General features: G+C 72.1%; 14 protein-coding genes and 1 pseudogene. 9 read left to right on the top strand and 6 right to left on the bottom strand.

Annotated elements, in window-relative coordinates; genetic code table 11:
* Nucleotides 1-268: 268 nt before the first annotated feature.
* Complete coding sequence (locus QOL16_RS02680; RefSeq protein WP_065964751.1) at nt 269-694, top strand: DUF3151 domain-containing protein; 426 nt, start codon at nt 269-271, stop codon at nt 692-694.
* A 268-nt stretch (nt 695-962) separates the two neighbouring features.
* Here the strand turns inward: QOL16_RS02680 and QOL16_RS02685 are convergent, their stop codons facing one another.
* The 4 genes and pseudogenes from QOL16_RS02685 to QOL16_RS02700 all read right to left on the bottom strand — a co-directional run bounded on the left by QOL16_RS02685 (nt 963) and on the right by QOL16_RS02700 (nt 7,490).
* The gene (locus tag QOL16_RS02685; RefSeq protein WP_083395159.1) at nt 963-4,091 is read right to left on the bottom strand and encodes a glycoside hydrolase family 2 TIM barrel-domain containing protein; all 3,129 of its coding nucleotides are present in this window, start codon (nt 4,089-4,091) and stop codon (nt 963-965) included.
* A gap of 2 nt (nt 4,092-4,093) precedes the next feature.
* Nucleotides 4,094-5,029 carry a carbohydrate ABC transporter permease gene (locus tag QOL16_RS02690; RefSeq protein ID WP_254780321.1) on the bottom strand — a complete coding sequence of 312 codons (936 nt, stop codon included), beginning with the start codon at nt 5,027-5,029 and terminating at the stop codon, nt 4,094-4,096.
* Between the two features lie 182 nt (nt 5,030-5,211).
* Nucleotides 5,212-6,129 (bottom strand): annotated as a pseudogene (locus QOL16_RS02695) (carbohydrate ABC transporter permease); the annotation flags it as partial.
* Nucleotides 6,126-7,490: a sugar ABC transporter substrate-binding protein gene (locus QOL16_RS02700; protein WP_071285268.1), complete on the bottom strand. Its 1,365-nt coding sequence runs from the start codon at nt 7,488-7,490 to the stop codon at nt 6,126-6,128. The gene QOL16_RS02700 and the pseudogene QOL16_RS02695, both read right to left, overlap by 4 nt.
* Before the next feature lie 379 nt (nt 7,491-7,869).
* On the opposite strand from QOL16_RS02700, the gene QOL16_RS02705 reads away from it, so the two are divergent.
* Nucleotides 7,870-9,027, top strand: a complete 1,158-nt coding sequence (locus tag QOL16_RS02705) for a hypothetical protein (protein WP_065962780.1) — start codon at nt 7,870-7,872, stop codon at nt 9,025-9,027.
* A 224-nt stretch (nt 9,028-9,251) separates the two neighbouring features.
* On the opposite strand, the gene QOL16_RS02710 is transcribed toward QOL16_RS02705, so the two are convergent.
* Nucleotides 9,252-10,481 carry an MFS transporter gene (locus QOL16_RS02710; protein WP_071285270.1) on the bottom strand — a complete coding sequence of 410 codons (1,230 nt, stop codon included), beginning with the start codon at nt 10,479-10,481 and terminating at the stop codon, nt 9,252-9,254.
* 87 nt (nt 10,482-10,568) lie between these two features.
* On the opposite strand from QOL16_RS02710, the gene QOL16_RS02715 reads away from it, so the two are divergent.
* Nucleotides 10,569-11,357: a GntR family transcriptional regulator gene (locus QOL16_RS02715; RefSeq protein WP_217637644.1), complete on the top strand. Its 789-nt coding sequence runs from the start codon at nt 10,569-10,571 to the stop codon at nt 11,355-11,357.
* Here QOL16_RS02715 and QOL16_RS02720 read toward each other — a convergent pair.
* Nucleotides 11,344-11,496, bottom strand: coding sequence for a hypothetical protein (locus QOL16_RS02720; RefSeq protein ID WP_175473136.1), 153 nt, complete (start codon nt 11,494-11,496; stop codon nt 11,344-11,346). The two genes, QOL16_RS02715 and QOL16_RS02720, sit on opposite strands and share 14 nt — an antisense overlap.
* Nucleotides 11,497-11,743: 247 nt before the next feature.
* Between QOL16_RS02720 and QOL16_RS02725 the strand changes: the two genes are divergently transcribed.
* The 6 genes from QOL16_RS02725 to QOL16_RS02750 all read left to right on the top strand — a co-directional run bounded on the left by QOL16_RS02725 (nt 11,744) and on the right by QOL16_RS02750 (nt 19,349).
* On the top strand, nt 11,744-12,847 hold the full coding sequence (locus QOL16_RS02725) for a LacI family DNA-binding transcriptional regulator (RefSeq protein ID WP_065962776.1): 1,104 nt from the start codon (nt 11,744-11,746) through the stop codon (nt 12,845-12,847).
* 117 nt (nt 12,848-12,964) lie between these two features.
* On the top strand, nt 12,965-14,689 hold the full coding sequence (locus tag QOL16_RS02730) for an ABC transporter substrate-binding protein (protein WP_175473137.1): 1,725 nt from the start codon (nt 12,965-12,967) through the stop codon (nt 14,687-14,689).
* Nucleotides 14,686-15,666 (top strand): ABC transporter permease, encoded by a 981-nt coding sequence (locus QOL16_RS02735; RefSeq protein ID WP_065962774.1) that lies wholly within the window; start codon nt 14,686-14,688, stop codon nt 15,664-15,666. Before QOL16_RS02730 ends, QOL16_RS02735 begins: the two co-directional genes overlap by 4 nt.
* A gap of 58 nt (nt 15,667-15,724) precedes the next feature.
* Nucleotides 15,725-16,696: an ABC transporter permease gene (locus QOL16_RS02740; protein ID WP_071285272.1), complete on the top strand. Its 972-nt coding sequence runs from the start codon at nt 15,725-15,727 to the stop codon at nt 16,694-16,696.
* Nucleotides 16,693-18,480, top strand: coding sequence for an ABC transporter ATP-binding protein (locus QOL16_RS02745; protein ID WP_083395158.1), 1,788 nt, complete (start codon nt 16,693-16,695; stop codon nt 18,478-18,480). The genes QOL16_RS02740 and QOL16_RS02745 overlap by 4 nt, the downstream gene beginning before the upstream one ends.
* Nucleotides 18,477-19,349, top strand: a complete 873-nt coding sequence (locus QOL16_RS02750; protein ID WP_071285274.1) for an alpha/beta fold hydrolase — start codon at nt 18,477-18,479, stop codon at nt 19,347-19,349. The genes QOL16_RS02745 and QOL16_RS02750 overlap by 4 nt, the downstream gene beginning before the upstream one ends.
* Nucleotides 19,350-19,351: the final 2 nt, after the last annotated feature.

Genomic DNA, 19,351 nt, shown 5'->3' on the forward strand with positions numbered 1-19,351 from the left:
GAGCTGGGCGCACGACACCGGACCCGCGGCGACCCGGAGGGGTCGGCGACGCGGATGCGCCCGACGGGGCGCGACGATCACGGTGTCAGCGCGAGGACTGCGCGGTACCGGTGGTCGACTGCACTGCTGCTCTTCCGTCGGGGGACCCCCGTGTCCGCCACCCGTGCCGTCGGTCGGTCTCCCGCCCCGGCAGCCCCGCGGTGACGACGAGGTGACGTCCACCGTACGGGCGGGCCCGGCCGCAGGCAAGAGGTGACAGGCTGGAGGCATGCCGGAGAACCTGCTGCCGAACCCGACCGCGAACCCCGCGACCCTGCTGCCCGAGGAGCCGGAGGTGACCGCGGCGCTCGCCGCCGACGCCCCCGTGGCGAGCGTCGTCGTGTCGCACCCGTCCTCGAGCCTGGCGTGGGCGCTGCTCGCCGACGAGGCGTGGGAGCGCGGCGCGACCCTGGAGTCCTACGCCTACGCCCGTGTCGGGTACCACCGCGGTCTCGACGCACTGCGGCGGGCCGGCTGGCGCGGTGCCGGGCCGGTGCCGTGGTCGCACGAGCCGAACCGCGGCGTGCTCCGCGCGCTGTTCGCCCTGCGCCGGGCAGCCGAGGCGATCGACGAGCCGGGCGAGCCCGAGCGGCTGACGGACTTCCTCGACCAGAGCGACCCCGAGGCGCTGCGCGCGCTCACCGCGGGGGAGTAGCGCGGGCGCGCCCCCGGCGCGCGGCGCGCCCGCGGCGGCTGCGCCGTCGCGCGCCGCGCCCGCCGCGGCACTTCGCACAACGGAAAGCACCTCGCACCACGGCGAACCGTGGCGCGAGGTGCTTTCCGTTGTGCGCGAGCAAGCCGAACCGCGGAACGGCGCGGCCGCCGCCCGCGGGCGCGGCCCGGCCCCGCGCCCGCGGCCGCCGCCCGCGGGCGCGGCCCGGCCCCGCGACCGCCCGCGGCCCCGCGCCCGCGGCCCGCCCCCGCTACCCGAGCACCACGCTCCACGAGAACGCCTGCGGCCACAGCTGGTGCTCCGGCAGCACGTCGAGCCCGCACGCCCGCGACCCCAGCCCGTGCTGCGCCGCGTCGAGGTACAGGTACGCGTGGTCCGGCGTCGGCAGCTCGTACGGGTGCATCGCCCGGGTCAGCTGCTGCGCGGTCCACGGCGAGAGCGTGAAGCCCGCCCGGTGCGCCCCGACGGTCGTCACGGTGAACGGTCCCACCGACAGCGCACGCAGGGACGGCCGGTGCCCGGTCTCCTGGGGCATCGAGTACTCGACCCCGAGCGCACGCACCGGTGCCGAGAAGCGCCCGACCCGCGCGGCGTGCGACGAGTCGGCGTACGACTCCGCCGGCCCGGTGCCGAACCAGGTCGCCTCGCCGTCGAGCAGCGCCGCGGGCAGGTCGAACCGCACGCCGATCCGGGGCCAGGTGACGTCCCACACGCCGAACGGCACCGCGTCGGTCTGCAGCAGCAGCCCGGCGTCGGTCAGGGTCCAGCGGTGGGTGACGTCGACGCCCCACCCGCTGTTCGCGGCGGCCACCCGCACGCGCTGCTCGAGCCCGTGCTCGGTCCGCGTCACCGCGACGAGCCGGTGCGTCAGCCGGTCGAGGCCCCGCTCCCGCCAGCGCGTCGCGGAGGGCGGCGCGGTCGGGTCACCGACGCCGTGGGTGAGCACCGGGTCGGCCGTCTCGTACCCGCCCTGCGAGGCGAGGCCGTCGTTGTCGGTCGGTGCGCGCCAGAGCTCGAGCCGCGGTCCGGCGACCTCGTGGCCCTTCCAGGACACCAGGTCACCCCGGGCGGTGAAGGTCCCGTCACCGAGACGGTCGCCCTGCCACCCGGTGCTGGAGGCCCGTGGCACGTCCGCCGGTCGGCTCGCGACGAGCCGCTGGGTGCGCGCGACGACGTGGCCGGTGTCCGCCCACGCGGTCGGCCCCGCCAGTTCCGCGGTCACGTCGAACCACAGTTCGTCGCCGGGGGCGAGTGCCGCGGTGTCGGCCGCTGCGGCGAGGACCTCGTCGGGGACGGGCACCGTGGCCGACTGCCGGGCGGCGACCACGCCGGGCGCGAACCGGCCCGACGACTCCACGACGCCGTTCCGGCTGAGCGTCCAGCAGAACCGCAGTCCGGCGGTCGACGCCGAGTGGAAGCGGTTCTCGACGAGCAGCGTGGTGTCCGACACCGAGAACCGGATCGGCGCGACGACCGCGGCGAACTCGGCCAGGCCGGGGGTCGGGGTGTCGTCGGGCAGCACGAGGCCGTCCATCACGAAGTTGCCGTCGTGCACGACCTCGCCGAAGTCGCCGCCGTACGCGTAGTAGTCCTCGCCGGACGCGGTCCGGGCGAGCAGCCCGTGGTCGCGCCACTCCCACACGAAGCCGCCGTGCAGGCGCGGGTACTTGTCGACGAGCGCCTCGTACTCGGCGATCTGCCCCGGGCCGTTGCCCATCGCGTGCACGTACTCGCAGTGCAGGAACGGCTTCGACCGCTGTCGGGCGGCCTCGGCGGGACCGCAGCCGAGCAGCGGGGTAGCGGGGCCGCCGCCGATCGACTCGGTCTCCTGCAGCGTCGGGTACATCCGCGAGTACACGTCGGTGTAGGCGCCCGTGTAGTCGCCCTCGTAGTGCACGGGCCGCTCGTCGTCGCGGTCGTGCACCCACTGCGCCATCGCGGCGAGGTTCCGTCCGGTGCCGGACTCGTTGCCGAGCGACCACATGACGATGGACGCGTGGTTCTTGTCCCGCTCGACCGTACGGGCGATCCGGTCCAGGTAGGCGTCGCGCCACGCGGGGTCGTCGGAGGGGTTGCCGACCCAGTCGGTGAACAGGAAGCCGTGCGTCTCGAGGTCGCACTCGAGCACGACCCAGAACCCGAGCTCGTCGGCCAGGTCGAGCACCCGGGGGTGCGGCGGGTAGTGCGAGGTGCGGATCGCGTTGACGTTGTTCCGCTTCATGAGCGCCATGTCGGCGCGGGCGTGCTCCTCGTCGAAGACCCGGCCGCGGACGGGGTGGGTCTCGTGCCGGTTGACGCCGTGGAAGACCACGCGCTCGCCGTTCACCAGGAACCGGTCGCCGACGATCTGCACCGTGCGGAAGCCGAGGCGCAGCGACACGGTCTCACCGCCCGTCCGTCCGCCGGCCGCGGTGCCGGTGGACACCTGGGCGTCGTACAGCCGCGGGAGCTCGGCGCTCCACGGCTCGACGCCCTCGACCGTGATCGGCGCGACGTCGTCGGCGGTGGCCCACGTGACGTCGACGTCGAGCGACGGCACGGTGAAGCGCACCGGGAACGCCGCGTCGAGCGTCGGGAACGTGATGGTGCCCGTCCCCGTCGACGGGCGGCCCGAGGCGGCGGTGCCGGCGGTCGCGGCGTCCCCGAGCGTCGCGGTCCAGCCGGCGCGCACGAAGACGTCGTCGACGGCCGCGGTCGGCCGGGCGAGCAGCGTGACCGACCGGAAGATCCCGGGCAGCCACCACTGGTCCTGGTCCTCGAGGTACGAGGCCGCACTCCACTGGTGCACGCGGACGAGCAGCTCGTTCTCGCCCGGCACCAGCAGTGCGGTCACGTCGAACTCCGTCGCCAGGCGCGATCCGGTGGACCAGCCCACGAGGGACCCGTTCAGCCACACCCGGACGTGCGACTCGACCCCGTCGAACCGGAGCAGCACCCGGTCGGCCGCGTCGAAGGACGACGGCAACGAGAACGTGCGGCGGTGGTCGCCGGTCGGGTTCTCCTCCGGCGGGTGCGGCGGGTCGATCGGGAACGGGTACTGCAGGTTCGTGTAGCTCGGCGCACCGTGGCCGTGCAGGACCCAGTGCGACGGGACGGGGATGCTGCCCCACTCGTCCGCCACCTCCGACGACGCTCCGGACGGCGCCCCCGACGCTGCCGGGCCCACCCCGGGGACCGGCACGTCGGCGACCGGCGACCACCGGAAGTCCCAGTCCCCGTCGAGCGACAGGGACGGGGCGTCGGTGTGGAGCCACGCCCGCGGGGCGAGCCGGGTCTCCGACCCCGGCGCCGTCGAGGCGAGCGCGTCGAGCGCGGTCGCGGCGGCGTCGGAGGCGGCTGCCTCCCGGGCTGCGTGGGTGGAGGACGAGTGAGCAGCGATGGTCAACCCTTGACCGATCCTTCCGTGAGGCCCCCGCGCCAGAAGCGCTGCAGGACGATGATGGCGACGACGAGCGGGATGACCGAGACGAGCACCCCGCCGGTGGTGAGCTGGTAGAACTCGGGCAGCCGGTCCACCTGTGCGCGCCAGTTGTTCAACCCCAGTGTGATCGGGTACAGCTTCTGGTCTGCCAGCATGATGAGCGGCAGGAAGAAGTTGTTCCAGATCCCGACCACCTGGAACAGGAACACCGTGACGAGCGCCGGCGTCAGCTGGCGGAGCACGATCGTGTGGAAGATCCGCATCTCGCCGGCGCCGTCGATGCGCGCCTGCTCGAGGAGCGCCGTGTCGACCGAGGCCGCCGCGTACACCCGGCACAGGAACAGGCCGAACGGCGACACCAGGCTCGGGATGAGCACGCTCCAGTACGTGTCGGTCAGGCCCATGGTCGAGAACAGCAGGAACAGCGGCAGCGCCGTCGCGGTGCCCGGCACGAGCACGCCGCCGAGGATCGTGCCGAACACGAGCTGTCGGCCGCGGAACTCGTACTTCGCCAGGGCGTAGCCACCCGCGGCGGCGAAGTAGGTCGCCAGGACCGCGCCGACGCCGGAGTACAGGACGCTGTTCGCGATCCACCGGACGAAGATGCCGCCGTCGTACGAGAACACCTGCTGGATGTTGCTGAACAGGGCGAACTCGCCGCCGAACCAGAACCCGTTCGTCGCGAACAGCGCGCCGGTCGTCTTCGTGGCGGCGATCACGACCCAGTACAGCGGCACCAGGAAGTACACCGCGACGATCACCAGGATGGCGGTGACGACGATCTGCGAGGTCGGCGTCCGGTCGAGCTTGCGCCGCTGGTGCGCGGTGATCGACGTGGTGTCGACGGGGAGGGCGTTCTGCTTCGTCGCAGGTGCCTCGATCGCTTCGCTGGTCATGCTTCCGCCCCCTTGCGGTCAGCCGGGAGGCCCGTGGCGGCTCCCGTGGTCGTGCTGCGGTGGGCGACGCCGGTCGCCGGGCGGGAGGGCCCGCCGGTGGTACCGCGCGTCTGGAGGGCGCGCCGCGCCTCCAGGCCGTCACGCTTCGCGCGACGGTTCTGGTCGCGTTCGTGCTTCGGCGGACGGTTCGTCAGGGCGAGGAACGCGAACGACAGGACGAACGCGGCCAACGCGATGATCACGGCCTGCGCACTCGCGACGCCGTACTCGTTGAAGGCGAACGCGTTCGTGTAGGCGGCGTAGTTCGGCGTGTACTCGGTGTCGATCGCCGGGGCGACCGTGGACAGGATCTGCGGCTCGGCGAAGAGCTGCAGCGTGCCGATGATCGAGAACACCGTCGTGAGGACGAGCGCCGGGGCGATGAGCGGGATCTGGATCCGCCAGGCGACCTGGAAGGGGCCGGCGCCGTCCATCTTGGCGGCCTCGTAGACCTCACCGGGGATGGACTTCAGCTGCGCCACGATGATGAGCATGTTGTAGCCCGTGTAGGTCCACGTGACGATGTTCGCGATCGACCACAGCACGCTGTTCGCGCCGAGGAAGTCCGGCTGGAGCCCCACCGCCTGGAGCAGGTCGATGATCGGGGACAGGCCGGGCACGTACAGGAACGACCACAGGATCGTCGCGATGACGCCCGGGACCCCGTACGGCATGAAGTAGACCGCGCGGAAGAACGCCGGCCAGCGGGCGCTCGCCGACTCGAGCAGGAGCGCGAGGATCGTGCACGCGATGATCATGACCGGCACCTGCACGATGCCGAACAGGAGCATGCGGCCGATCGACGCGACGAACCCGGAGTCCTGCAGCGCGATCGCGTAGTTGTCGAAGCCGGCGAAGCGGCCGGTGACGCCGTCCTCGCCGAAGAGCCCTTCGCGGTCGACGGTGGTGAAGCTCTGGAACAGCGCGCTGATGATCGGGATGATGAACGTCAGGACGAACAGCGCGAGGAACGGGGCGAGGAGGATCCACGGGGCGCGCTTCTGGGCGCTCGTGGCCCTGGTGCTCGTGCGGTAGCCCGAGCGCGGCTGGGTGGCGGTCATCGTGCCGTCCTCACGCTGAGGCCCTTGTCCTTGAAGGACTGGACGATCTCCCGCTGGGCGAGCTCGACGGCGTCGGTCAGCTTCAGGCCGCCGGTGAGCTTGCGCCGGAACTGGTTCTGCAGGCTCGTGAACGCCGACTGGGTCACGGGGGACCACGACCAGTCGATGTTCTGCTCCTTCGCCGCGGGGGCGAAGACCTCCTCGTTGTAGTCCTGCCCGGAGAACCACGCGCTCGGTTGCTGGCGCGCTGCTCCGATGTAGTCCTTCGCGGGGGACCACCCGATGCCGCAGTACTTGATCATCGCGTCGATGCCTTCCTTCGACGTGGTCATCCAGGTGATGAACTCGAGCGCCTCCTCCGGGTGCTTCGCGTTCGCCAGGACCGCGGCGCTCGAGCCGCCGATCGCGCTCGAGCCGAACCCGGACGCGTCCCACTTCTGCATCGGCGCGACCTTCCACTTGCCCTCGCCGCCCTGGATGGACTGGATGAGGGCGTCGCCCCAGCTCGCGCTCGTGACGGCGGCGATCCGACCGTTCGCGCACGCGGCGTACCAACCGGGGGTGTAGGCGCCGGCCGAGGTGTCGACGAGCCCGTCGTCGATGCAGCCGTCGAAGAACGCGGCGACTCGCAGCGTGGCGTCGTCGGTCATGTCGACCACCCACTCGTCGCCGTCGACCTTGAACCACCGCGCGCCGGCCTGCTGGGCGTACGCGGCGAACGGCGACGCATCGGCGACCGGGAACACCTCGAGGTAGTTCTGCTTGCCGGTCTTCCGGACCTTGTCGGCCAGGACCTTCCACTCGTCCCACGTCGTCGGGGGTTCGCCGCCGGCCTGCTCGAGGATCGCGGTCTGGTAGTAGAAGCCCATCGGACCGGTGTCCTGGGGGATGCCGTAGACGCCGTCGACGAACTCGACCTGGGCCCAGGCGGCGTCGTCGTACTTCGACCGGAGGTCCTTCGCGCCGTAGCGGGCCAGGTCCACCAGGCCGTTCGCGAGCATGAACTCGGGGATCTGGCGGAGCTCGACCTGCCCGATGTCCGGACCGCCGCCGGCCGCGAGCGCGGAGTACATCTTCTGGTACCCGCCGCTGTTGCCGCCGGGGATCCAGTTCGCGGTGACCTGGATGCGGGGGTTCTTCGCGTTCCAGACGTCGCAGACCTTCTGCAGGTCCTTGAGCCACGCCCAGTACGTGATCTGCACGGTCTCGCCACCGGCCGCAGCCGGGATCACCGCCGCCTTGTTCACGTTGGTCGAACCCGGGACGGCACAGCCGGCGAGCAAGCCCGCCGCAGCCGTGCCGAGCCCGAGGCTGAGCAGGTTTCTTCTCGACAGCTGTCGTCCAGATGGTGTTGGCGTCATTGCCTGAGCTCCGGTTCGTCGTCGGATCGGGTTCTCCGCCAGTAGAGCACGGAACCGAGCGCCGCTGTGTTTTCACGAAGGCGTTCACGGCTTTTCACGGCTGGTCGTTACCTGGGCCGGTAGGGGCGGCGGGAGGCGCGCCGGTCGGTGGTCGGTGGTCGGTTGTTGCTGGTTGCTGGTTGCTGGTTGCTGGTTGCTGGTTACGGGTCGCTGGTTACTGGTCGCTGGTCGCTGGTCGCTGGTCGGCGGTCGCACGGAGCCGCCTCGGCTGGGTGTCGGCTCCGAGCCGTGGGCACGCCCGGCCGGGCAGGGGGATGGTGGACCGCACACGACACGTCGGGGTTCGTGACGCCCCGGCGCACCGCCGAGAGGAGCTGTCATGACGTCCACCAACGCGACGAGCGAACTGCACGGGATCCTGGGGGAGCGGCTGGAGGGCGGTGGCACGTGGGCGTGGGCCTACGCCGACGTGTCCGGCAACGTCGAGGACCCGCGGCGGCAGGCGGCCCTGAAGCTCCGGGCGGTCGAGGAGTCCCTGCGTGCCCAGGGCGCGAGCGCCGACGTGGTGGACACGATCGCCGCCGAGTTCGAGCAGGAACCGGGCGTCCCGTCGCCGGTGGCCCGGTACGTGCTCGTCCACGACGGCGAGCTCGTCCTCAGCGAGGTGCTCCCCGGGCACCTGCACGGTGCCGAGGCGATCGGTGTCGGGGCCGTGCCCGACCTCGTGCCGCTCGTCGCGCACCGCCCGATCGACCTGCCGTTCCTGGTCGTGCACGTCACCCGTGAGGGCGGCACCCTCCGCGCCTACCGCCTCGGCCACGCCCCGTCGGTCGTCGACGAGCAGCAGGTGCAGGGCCGCACCGACACCCTGCACTACGCGAAGGCCGGGACCGGGTGGAAGCAGCCGCACTGGCAGGCCCACACCGAGGAGATCTGGAAGCAGACCTCGGCCGAGGTCGCCGGGGCCGTGGACGAGGCCGTCCGCCGCCTGCGCCCCGGGCTCGTCGTCGTCGCGGGGGACGTCACCGCGCGGGAGCTGCTCGTCAAGGCGCTCTCCACCGAGGCGCGTGCGCTCGTCACCACCGTGCCCGTCGACCCGCGGTCGGACGACGCGGCGCGGCAGGCGTTCGTCGAGCACGTCGAGATCGCCCTCGCCCGGGTGATCGCCACCCGCCGGCACGACCTCGAGGACCTGCTCCGCACGCACGTCGGCCGCGGCGACAACCTCGCGGTGACCGGACTCGGCTCCGTGGTGTCCGCACTGCAGCAGGCGCAGGGGTCGGTCGTGGCGCTCGACGCCGTCGCGGTCGGGGACCGCACGCTCCTGGCGCTCGCCGGCGCCCCGTGGGTCGCGACCGCACCGGAGCAGGCCGCCGGGACGCCCGTGGTCGGTGCGGTGCCCGCCGTGTGCGCGCTCGTGCGGGCGGCGGTGCTCACGGACGCCGAGCTCGTGCTCGTGAACGCGGCGTCGCTGCCCGGCGGTGCCGCGGCCGCTGCGCTCCTGCGCTGGCCGGTCGGCCCCGCCGTCCCGGCCTGACGCCCGCTGTCCTGCCGCCCCGCTGTCCTGCCGGCCCGGCGGCACCGAGCGTGCCGTTTCCGTCACACTCGGCGCCGCCGGGCGACCGCCCGTGCCCGCCCGGCGGGACGCCGACGGCATGTCCTGCGCACTCGGCCCTCGTCGGTTGCCCGGTTGCCCGGTTGCCCGGTTGCCCGGTCGCCCGGTCGCCCGTCCCCGTCCGATCGGTGGCCGGTGCGGGCGCGTCAGTCGTGCGAGCGGTCCGTGCGCGGCACCAACGGCAGCGCGAGCAGGGGCAGCACGGCGACGAGCCCGAACGACGCCGCGAACCCGAGCGCTCCGACGAGCGCGCCGACGCACGGGCCCACAGCGCTCGCCGCGAGGAACTGCCCGGTGTTCTGCGTCCCGAGCGCCCGGCCCGACCACGCAGGACCGGCCGCCTCGGCGACGGAGGTGTACGCCAACCCGTTGTCCGCCACGGTCACGCTCGTGGCGACGAGCAGGAACACGGCCGCCGCTGCCCAGTGCGACACGTCGACGAGCGCCATCACCCCCATCACCACCGCTGCCGACACGGCGACCACCCGGAGCGGTCCGACGCGTGAGCCCGCACGGTCGCTCCACGCCCCGACGAGGATCCGCCCGACCGCTCCGACGAACTGGGACGCACCGACGAGGAGCCCCGCCGCGGGGGTCGACCACCCGAGCCCGACGAGCCACACCAGCCCGTAGGTCGACAGCGTGAACTGGGGCACCACGAGCAGCACCGACACCGCGTGCACCCGCCACAGGAACCCGGACGACCGGTACGGGTTCGCCGGCGCCTCCGATCGCAGGCCGGGCCCCGCACCGAGCGGGCGCACCGGTGCGGCACCGAGCGGGCGCTCCGGTGCCGCGGCTCGTGCGGCACGCGGCGGGTCGACGATCCCCACGGCGCACAGCACGGTGAGCACGGCGCACAGGACGAACGGCAGCACGAGCGCGGCCCGGATGCCGGACCCCTCCGCGAGCTGCGGGACGGTGACCGCCGCGAGGGTGACCCCGAGCGGCTGCGACATCTGCCGGATGCCCATCGCCAGGCCGCGCCGCTCCTTCGGGAACCACCCGACCACGACCCGGCCGCTCGCGGCGTTCGTGGACGCGCTCGTCATCCCGGCCGCGAGGAACGCCGCCCCGAGCAGCACGGGGTCGCCCGCGGACAGCCAGGCGGCCACGACGGTGAGCGTGGTCAGCGCGAGGCCGCCGGCGATCACGACCCGTTCGCCGACCCGGTCGGTCACCGCGCCCCAGGCGATGAGCGTGAGCACGAGGCCGACCGTCGGCGCCGCCGCGAACAGTCCGGCGGAGGCGAGCGGCATGCCCTGCGCGAGCAGGTGCGGGATGAGGAGCGCCGGCGCCGAGACCACGAGGGTGCCCGCGGCCTGTGCGGCGACCCCGAGGGCGAGCATCGTCCACGCGCGGCGGGGTGTGGTCATCGGTGCAGCCTGTCGTTCCGGGGCGGTACCAGTCGGTACACCGCGACGGTATACCAATCGTGGCGGAACGCACTAGGCTCGTCTGCCGTGACCGACACCGATGCAACGACGGCCGACGCGGCGACGTCCGACGCCGCCCCGGTGTCCCAGACGACCCAGCTCTACGACAACCTGCGCGAGGCCATCCTCACCCTCGACATCGCCCCGGGCGAGCGCATCTCCGAGCGTGGGCTCGAGGGGCGCTTCCACGCCTCGCGGACCCCGGTGCGGGCGGCCCTGTCGCGGCTCGAGCGCGAGGGACTCATCCTGCACGAGGGTCGCTCGTGGACGGTGACGCCGATCGACCTCGACGAGATCGCCTCCCTCGCCGAACTCCGTGGCGTGCTCGAGCCCGCGGCCGCGCGTCTGGCGGTCGAGCGTGCCTCGGCAGACCAGCTCGACGAGGTCCGCGCGCACCTCGACCAGCTCCGCAGCACACCGGACCGCGAGGCCGGCATCCGCATGGGCTCGACGTTCCACCTCGACCTCGCCGCGCTGGGCGGCAACCGGTTCGTCACCGACGCCATCGCCGACGCGCTCACGCGGCTCGAGCGCACGCGCTGGATCGAGGTCCGCACCGCCGAGGCCCGCGAGGCCGCGTGGGAGGAGCACAGCGCGATCCTCGACGCGGTCCGCGCGGGCGACGCCGACCGTGCCGCCGAGATGCTCGCGGCGCACGTCGCCGGGACGAACGAGCGGCTCCTGACGTTCATCGCCCAGGAGCGGCGCCGTCTGCGGGGCGCGGGCATGGCGATCATCGGCTCCGCGCTGGAGACCGAGACGGTTCCCGGGGCGGGAGCCGACCCGGAGGCCCCGCCGTCGCTCAGGGACCGCTGACCGAGTCCGTCCCCTCGAGGTCCTCCACGGCCCACGCGGCACCGTGGTCGGATCGGTCGAGCAGCGCGTCGCGCACCTCGGCCTCGTCCGTGGTGAGGCGGATGGCGTGCTTGCTGCCGGAACGCGTCGACTGTGACATGTTTCCTCCTGTGTGCGTGGGCATCGGGTGGTGCAGGCCCCCGGCCTGCTGATGCGCTTCCTCACGGGACGTACTGAGGTCGCATCAGTGTGCCGCGCCCTGTCCGCGGAGCGCAAGCACTTCCGGCCACCTGTGGACGCAGGCGCTCCCGCCCACCTGTGGAGGAGCCGCCGCCGCGGCCGTGCCTAGGATGGTCCGTCCGCGCAGGGGCGCGGCTCGGTCACGGAGGACGGACGGGAGGCGCGGCATGGGTCCGCAGCGCACGGCGCCGCCCACGGTCTACGACGTCGCGTCCGAGGCCGGCGTCTCGATCGCCACGGTCTCGCGCGTGCTCCGCACGCCCGACGCGGTCCGCGAGGGCACCCGCGACCGGGTCCAGGCGGCGATCCGCACGCTCGGCTACGTCCCGTCCGGCAACGCCCGAGCCCTGGCGGGCAAGCGGACCGGCGTGGTCGGTCTCCTGCTGCCCGGGTTCGACGTGGTGCCGGACGAACGGCCCGACCTCGTCACCGACGGCGGCGTGCGCGTGGTCGACGACCGGCGGCACGTCACGCAGCCGACCGCGTCCGCCCTGTACTTCGACGAGGTCCTCCGCGGCGCCGAGGTCGAGGCGTGGCAGCGCGGGCTGGCGCTCATGGTCGCCGCCGGGCGCGGACCGTCCCGCGACGTCGTCGTGAACGACGTCGCCGGTCGGGTCGACGGGCTCGCGGTCATGGCCCAGACGGTGCCGGACGAGCTGCTCGACCACGTCGCCCGCCGGATCCCGGTCGTGGTGCTCGCCGACGACCGGCGTTCGCACGGCTTCGACTCGGTGAGCGTCGACAACACCGCCGGCATGCGCACGGTCGCGTCGCACGTCATCGGCCGGCTCGGCATCCGGTCGATCGCCTACCTCGCCGGACCGATCGACTCCCCGGACGACATCGAGCGGTCGGCGGGCTTCCGGCAGGCCCTGGCCGACCACGACCTGCCCGCGTCCTCGGTGCGCGTCGTGCACGGTGACTTCGGACGGGTGCGGGCGCGGGAACTCGCGGTCGGTCTGCTCGACGGACCCGAGGTGCCGCGCGCGATCGTCTGCTCGAACGACCAGTCGGCGCTCGGTGTGCTCGACGCGGCGGCGGCGCGGGGCGTGCGGGTCCCCGACGAACTCGTCGTCACGGGGTTCGACGGCATCGACGCGGGACGGTTCTCCTCGCCCCGCCTGACGACCGTGCACCAGCCGATGGCCGAGCTCGGTCGCGCTGCGGTCCGCGCGATCGTGGACCGCCTGGAGCACCGCGACGGGCCACCGCGCGCCGTGCGACTGCCGGTCGAGGTCCTGCTGCGCGAGAGCTGCCCGCCGTCCGTCTGAGGGCCGTCCGCGCCGCACGCGCCGTGCCGCCCCGGGAAACAACGCGCTCGCTTGCATCGGGCGATGTAAGCGCATACATTGACCACGTACCCACTCGACACGGAGGTCGACCGAGCAATGACGCTTCCCCCACAGCGCCGCCGCCGTCGCGGACGCCTGACGGCCGCGCTCGCCGGCATCGCCGTCGTGGCCCTCGCCGCCACCGGCTGCAGCATCCAGGTCCGGTCCCAACCGGACCCGAGCATCGGCAAGGACACGATGCTCATCAACGCGGACCGCGGCAACCCGCTGTTCGACCGCAACTTCAACCCGTACATCTCGAACGCCCGCACCGCGAGCAAGTGGATGTACGAGCCGCTCATCGAGATCAACCCGCTCGACGGCAAGGGCACCCCGTGGCTCGCGAGCTCCTGGGACCTCCCGGACGCGCGGACGATCGACATGACGATCCGGAAGGGTGTCGAGTGGTCCGACGGCACGCCCTTCAGTGCGAAGGACGTCGTCTTCACGTTCGACCTGCTCAAGAAGTTCCCCGCGATGGACGTCAAGGGCGCCTGGCAGCACATCGACCGCATCGAGCGGGACGGTGACCACGTCGTCTTCCACCTCAAGGGCGAGGACGTGCCGAGCCTGAACATCATCGGCGCGACGTACATCCTCGGCGAGCGGCACTACGGCGGGGTGAAGGACCCCGTCACGTGGCGCGACCCGAACCCGGTCGGCACCGGCCCGTTCGTGCTCGGCAACTACTCCGACCAGCAGTACTCGATGGACAAGAACCCGCGGTACTGGCAGGCCGACAAGATCGCGATCGAGCACCTCGTCCTGCCGGCGACGAACACGCAGCTCGACACCGTCACACGCGGCTACGACTGGGCGTACTCGTTCATCTCCGACGTCAAGGGCACCTGGGGCGCGGCCGCCGACACCAACAAGTGGTGGTTCCCGGCCGGCGGCGTCATCGGCCTCATCCCGAACCTGACGAAGGCGCCGTACGACGACGTCAACGTCCGCAAGGGCATCTCGTACGCGCTGAACCGCGACGACATCGCCGAGACGGCGTCCGAGGGCAACCTCAGCGCCGCGGGGCAGACCGGACTGATCCTGCCGAACCAGGAGCAGTTCCTCGACCCGTCGATCCCGGACAAGGGCCTGATCACGCAGGACACCGAACGGTCCCTCGCCGAGTTCGCGAAGTCCGGCTACACCCAGCAGGGCGGCAAGCTCGTCAAGGACGGCAAGCAGCTCGAGATCAACCTGATGACCGCGAACGGGTACTCGGACTGGCTCCGCGCCGCCCAGCAGGTCCAGCGCGACCTCGGGAAGATCGGCATCAAGGTCAACCTGCAGGCGCCGCAGCCCGCCGGGTACCAGCAGAACATCAACAACGGCAAGTTCGACATGGCGATGGGCGGCATGGGCAACGGCGACGTGTTCCAGGCCTACAACTCGCTGCTGTCGAGCGACTTCTACCAACCGGTCGGCAAGTCGACGGTGAACAACTTCGAGCGCTACCGCGACGCGGACACCCAGAAGCTCCTCGACGAGTACCGGGGCACGACCGACCGGGCCGAGCAACAGCGGATCCTCGACCAGCTGCAGCGGATCGTGTACGACGAACTGCTCGTGATCGGCATGTACTACGGCGGGCTCTGGGGACTGTTCAGCGACGCGAAGTTCGTCGGCTGGCCGAGTGCCGAGGACCCGTACATGGCGCCGCAGAACTACGACTCCGCCCCGCTGCTCATCTTCACGAAGCTCCGGCTCCGTGACAGCGCGGCCGGCAAGGCGATCCTCGACGAACAGCGCCAGAAGACGCAGCAGACGGAGGCAGGCAAGTGAAGTACGTCCTCCAGAAACTCGTCCTCTTCGTCCTCACCCTGTGGGCCGCGGTCACGCTGAACTTCGTGCTCCCGCGCCTCATGCCGGGCAGCCCCTCGGACGCCGCACTCGCCAAGCTCAGCCAGAACGGTCCCGTCACCGACGCGACCAAGAAGGCCATCGAGGCCCAGCTCGGCGTCCCCAGCGGCAACCTCTGGGACCAGTACGTCAGCTACCTGCACCAGGTCGTCACCCTCGACTTCGGCACGAGCTACACGTTCTACCCGCAGCCCGTCGGTGACCTCGTCGGCCGGGCCCTGCCGTACACGCTCGTCCTCGTCGGCACGGTCACGATCCTCGCGTTCGTGATCGGCACGCTGATCGGCGTCGCGGCGGCCTGGAAGCGCGGCACCTGGCTCGACTCGCTCCCGACGCTCTCGGGCTCGTTCATGTCGACGTTCCCGTACTTCTGGACGGCGCTCCTGCTGCTGTTCTTCCTCGGCTACGTCCTGCACTGGTTCCCGACCACCGGGGCGTCCTCGGCGACGAGCACCCCCGGTTGGAACGGCGAGTACGTCGGCGACGTGCTCCGGCACGCGATCCTCCCGGCGGTGACGATCCTGGTCACGAGCCTCGGCGGCTGGATCATCGGCATGCGCAACGCCATGATCAACACCCTCGGCGACGACTACGTCACCTTCGCCGAGGCGAACGGGCTCCGCGGCCGCACGGTCGCGATCCGGTACGCCGCACGGAACGCGATCCTGCCGAACCTGACCGGCTTCGGCCTGGCCCTCGGCGGTGTCGTCGGCGGCTCGGTCCTGGTCGAGCAGGTGTTCGGCTACCCGGGCATCGGCTACCTGCTGTTCAACGCCGTGATCGGGCAGGACTACCCGCTCATGCAGGCCCTCTTCCTGATGATCACCGTGTCGGTGCTCATCGCCAACTTCATCGTGGACGTCCTGTACGGCGTCCTGGACCCGAGGACGCGCCGATGACCAACAACCTCACGAAGGCGGCGTGCTGCGCCGACGACAACCACCCGAGGACGCGCCGATGACCAACACGCGCACACCCGACACAACCGTCGCAGTACGCACCCAGCAGCAGCAGGACCCGGACCAGCAGCACGACCAGGCCGCCCCCTCCAGGTGGAAGTCCGTCGGCCGCCAGTTCGGCGTCGTCTGGAGCAACACCAAGGCCCGCGTCGGCATCTGCATCCTCGGCTTCTTCGTCCTGGTCGCGATCGCCGCTCCGCTCCTCGCCCCGTACGGCGCGAGCCAGAACGGCTTCGCCCGCAACGCCGACGCCAGCTGGGCGCACTGGATGGGCACGACCGCCGCCGGCGAGGACGTCCTCTCCCAGATCATCTACGGCGCCCGGGTCTCGGTGCTCGTCGGTGCGGTCGCGGGCTTCCTGTCCACGTTCGTCGCCGTCGCGATCGGCCTGAGCTGGGGCTACATCCGCGGCTGGGTCGCCGAGGTCATCGGGTTCGTCGTGAACCTGTTCCTCGTCATCCCGGGCCTGCCCCTGATGATCGTGATCGCGGCGTACCTCCAGAACGGCGGCATCGCGGTCATCATCGCGGTGATCGTCGTCACCGGCTGGGCATGGGGTGCACGCGTGCTCCGCTCCCAGACGCAGTCGCTCCGCAGCCGTGACTTCGTGACCGCCGCGCAGTTCTCCGGCGAGGGCGCGACCCGCATCGTGTTCCGCGAGATCCTGCCGAACATGACGAGCCTCATCGTCGGCAGCTTCTTCGGCGCCGCGACGAGCGCGATCCTCGCCGAGGCGGGCCTCGAGTTCCTCGGACTCGGCGACTCCTCGATCGTCAGCTGGGGCACGATCCTCTACTGGGCGCAGAACTCGAACGCGCTGCTCACCGGCCAGTGGGTCCTGCTGTTCGCCCCCGGTCTCTGCATCGCCCTCCTGGCGATGAGCCTCACCCTCATCAACTTCGGCGTCGACGCCGTGTCCAACCCGCGACTGCGCGAGGGCGCGCGCCGCAAGAAGGAGGCAGCAGCATGAGCGGCCAGACACCCGACGTGACCAGCGACGGCCTGGAGGCCCGTGGCGGCGCCGCCACGCGCCTCCCGTCCGACGCCACCAACGCCACGCAGGACGTCCTGCTCGACGTGCGCGACCTGTCGGTCGTCTACGAGTCGGCCGGCCAGACGGCCGTCCAGGCCGTCGACCACGTCTCGTTCAGCCTGCGCAAGGGCGAGTTCGTCGGCCTGGTCGGTGAGTCCGGCTCGGGCAAGTCGACCCTCGGCTACGCGCTCACCCGGCTGCAGAAGCCGCCGGCGCGCACGAACGGCGGCAGCATCGTCTTCGCCGGGAGCGACATCCGCGACCTCGACGCCGAGGCGCTGCGCCAGCAGCGCCAGGGCGGCTTCGCGATGGTGCTGCAGTCCGGCATGAACGCGCTCAACCCGGTGCGGACCGTCCGGAACCACTTCGTCGACGTCTTCAAGGCTCACGGCCACGTGCCGCGGGAGCGCTGGGACGCCCGGATGCGCGAACTCGTCGGCAAGGTGAAGCTGCCGGAGTCGATGCTCGCGCGCTACCCGGGGGAGCTCTCCGGCGGCATGCGCCAGCGCGTGTCGATCGCCCTCGCGCTGTCCCTCGAGCCGCAGCTCATGGTGTTCGACGAGCCGACCACGGCCCTCGACGTCCTCGTGCAGCACGCCGTGATGGACACCATCATCGAGCTGCAGCGGTCCGAGGGGTTCACCGCGGTCCTCATCAGTCACGACCTCGGCATCGTGCTCGAGGCGACCGAGCGCGTGCTCGTCATGCACGAGGGGCGGATCGTCGAGGACGGCCGCTCGCTCGAGGTCCTCCGCGACCCGCAGGACGACTACACGAAGATGCTCCTGTCGCACTACGCCGACCCGCGTGCGGAGGTCGTGAGCCTGCCGGGCTTCCCCGACCGCTCCCTGCGCGACCCGTCGGCCACGCGGCAGGAGACGACGTCGTCGTTCAGCACGGTCGGGTCGCGCGAGCGCTCCGCGGCGAAGAACCCGATCGTGGTCGAGCACCTCGTGAAGACCTACCCGGCACCCCGTCGGGGCGAGCAGCCCGTGCAGGCCGTGCGCGACGTGTCGTTCACGCTCGAGCCCGGGCAGTCGCTCGCCCTCGTCGGCCAGTCCGGCTCGGGCAAGTCGACGATCGCGAAGATGCTGACCGGCGTCGAGCAGCCCACCAGCGGCACGGTCCGGTTCGGCGACACCGACGTGGCGAAGCTCGGCAGGCGCGGCCTGAAGGACCTGCGCTCCGAGGTGCAGATGGTGTTCCAGGACCCGTACGCGGCGCTCAACCCGCTGCACACGGTCGAGTACACGCTGTCCCGGCCGATCGCGAACTACACCGGGCTCCGCGGTCGGGACGCCCGGCGCCGGATGCTCGAGATCCTCGAGACCGTGGGTCTGACGCCCGTCGAGCAGTTCGCGCAGAAGCTCCCGCACCAGCTCTCCGGCGGGCAGCGGCAGCGCGTCGTCATCGCCCGGGCGCTCGCGAGCGACCCGCAGGTGATCATCGCCGACGAGCCCGTCTCGATGCTCGACGTCACGCTGCGCGCCGGCGTGCTCGCGCTGCTCGAGGACCTGCGGGAGCAGTGGGGCGTCTCGCTCCTCTACATCACGCACGACCTGCTCAGCGCGCGCCTCATCACCGACGACGTCATGGTGCTGCACGACGGCGCCGTGGTCGAGCGCGGCCGCACGGCCGAGGTGCTGCAGCACCCGCAGGACGACTACACGGTCGCGCTGCTGGACGCGGTGCCGAACCCGCGGCGGACACTGCTCGCATGAGCACGCTCCACGAGTTCCCGTCCGTCCCGCCCTTCGGCCACCTGCCCACGCCCGAGGGGGTCGACGTCGTCGGCGTCGACCTCCCGGTCGGGCGGCTCACCGCCTACCGCGTGGTCCCGTCCGGGCCGTCGAAGGGCACGGTCCTGGTCGTCCCCGGGTACACCGGCTCGAAGGAGGACTGGCGCACCTTCATGCCGCTCCTCCGCGAGGCCGGCTGGACCGCGGTCGCGATCAGCCGCCGCGGCCAGGCCGACTCCGCCGCGCCCACCTCGCCCCGCGACTACTCGCTCGAGCAGGAGGCCGCCGACGTCGTCCGGGTCGCCGCACTGCTCGACGACGGCGCGCCCGTCCACCTGATCGGACACTCGCTCGGCGGCGTGATCGCCCGCGCGGCCGCCATCGCGTCGCCGGGGTCGTTCCGGAGCGTCGTGCAGTTCTGCTCCGGCCCGTACGGCTGGCCCTACCGCAAGGTCACCGAGCTGACGATCCTGCACGACACCGCCGGCGACCTCCGCACGCTGTTCGACGCCACGAACCCGCTGTGGGCCGGCCGTCCCGACGAGGAACTCCCCGACGACGTCCGCATGGTGCGCGACCGCTTCGACGCGACCAGCCCGCTGAGCGTCGTCGCCGGCGGCCACATCCTCGAGGACCACACCGACAGCTCCGCCGAGCTCCGCGCGACCGGGCTCCCGGTCCTCGTGGCGCACGGCGAGTGGGACGGCGCCTGGCCGATCCCGTGGCAGCGGCAGATGGCCGAGGACACCGGCGCACGCTACGAGGTCGTCCCCACGAGCTACCACGGACCCCACGTCGAGAACCCCACCGCGACCATCGCGCTGTTCGACGACTTCCTGTCGGCGCACTGACG

Source organism: Curtobacterium sp. MCBA15_004, from assembly GCF_001865055.2.
Lineage (GTDB): Bacteria > Actinomycetota > Actinomycetes > Actinomycetales > Microbacteriaceae > Curtobacterium.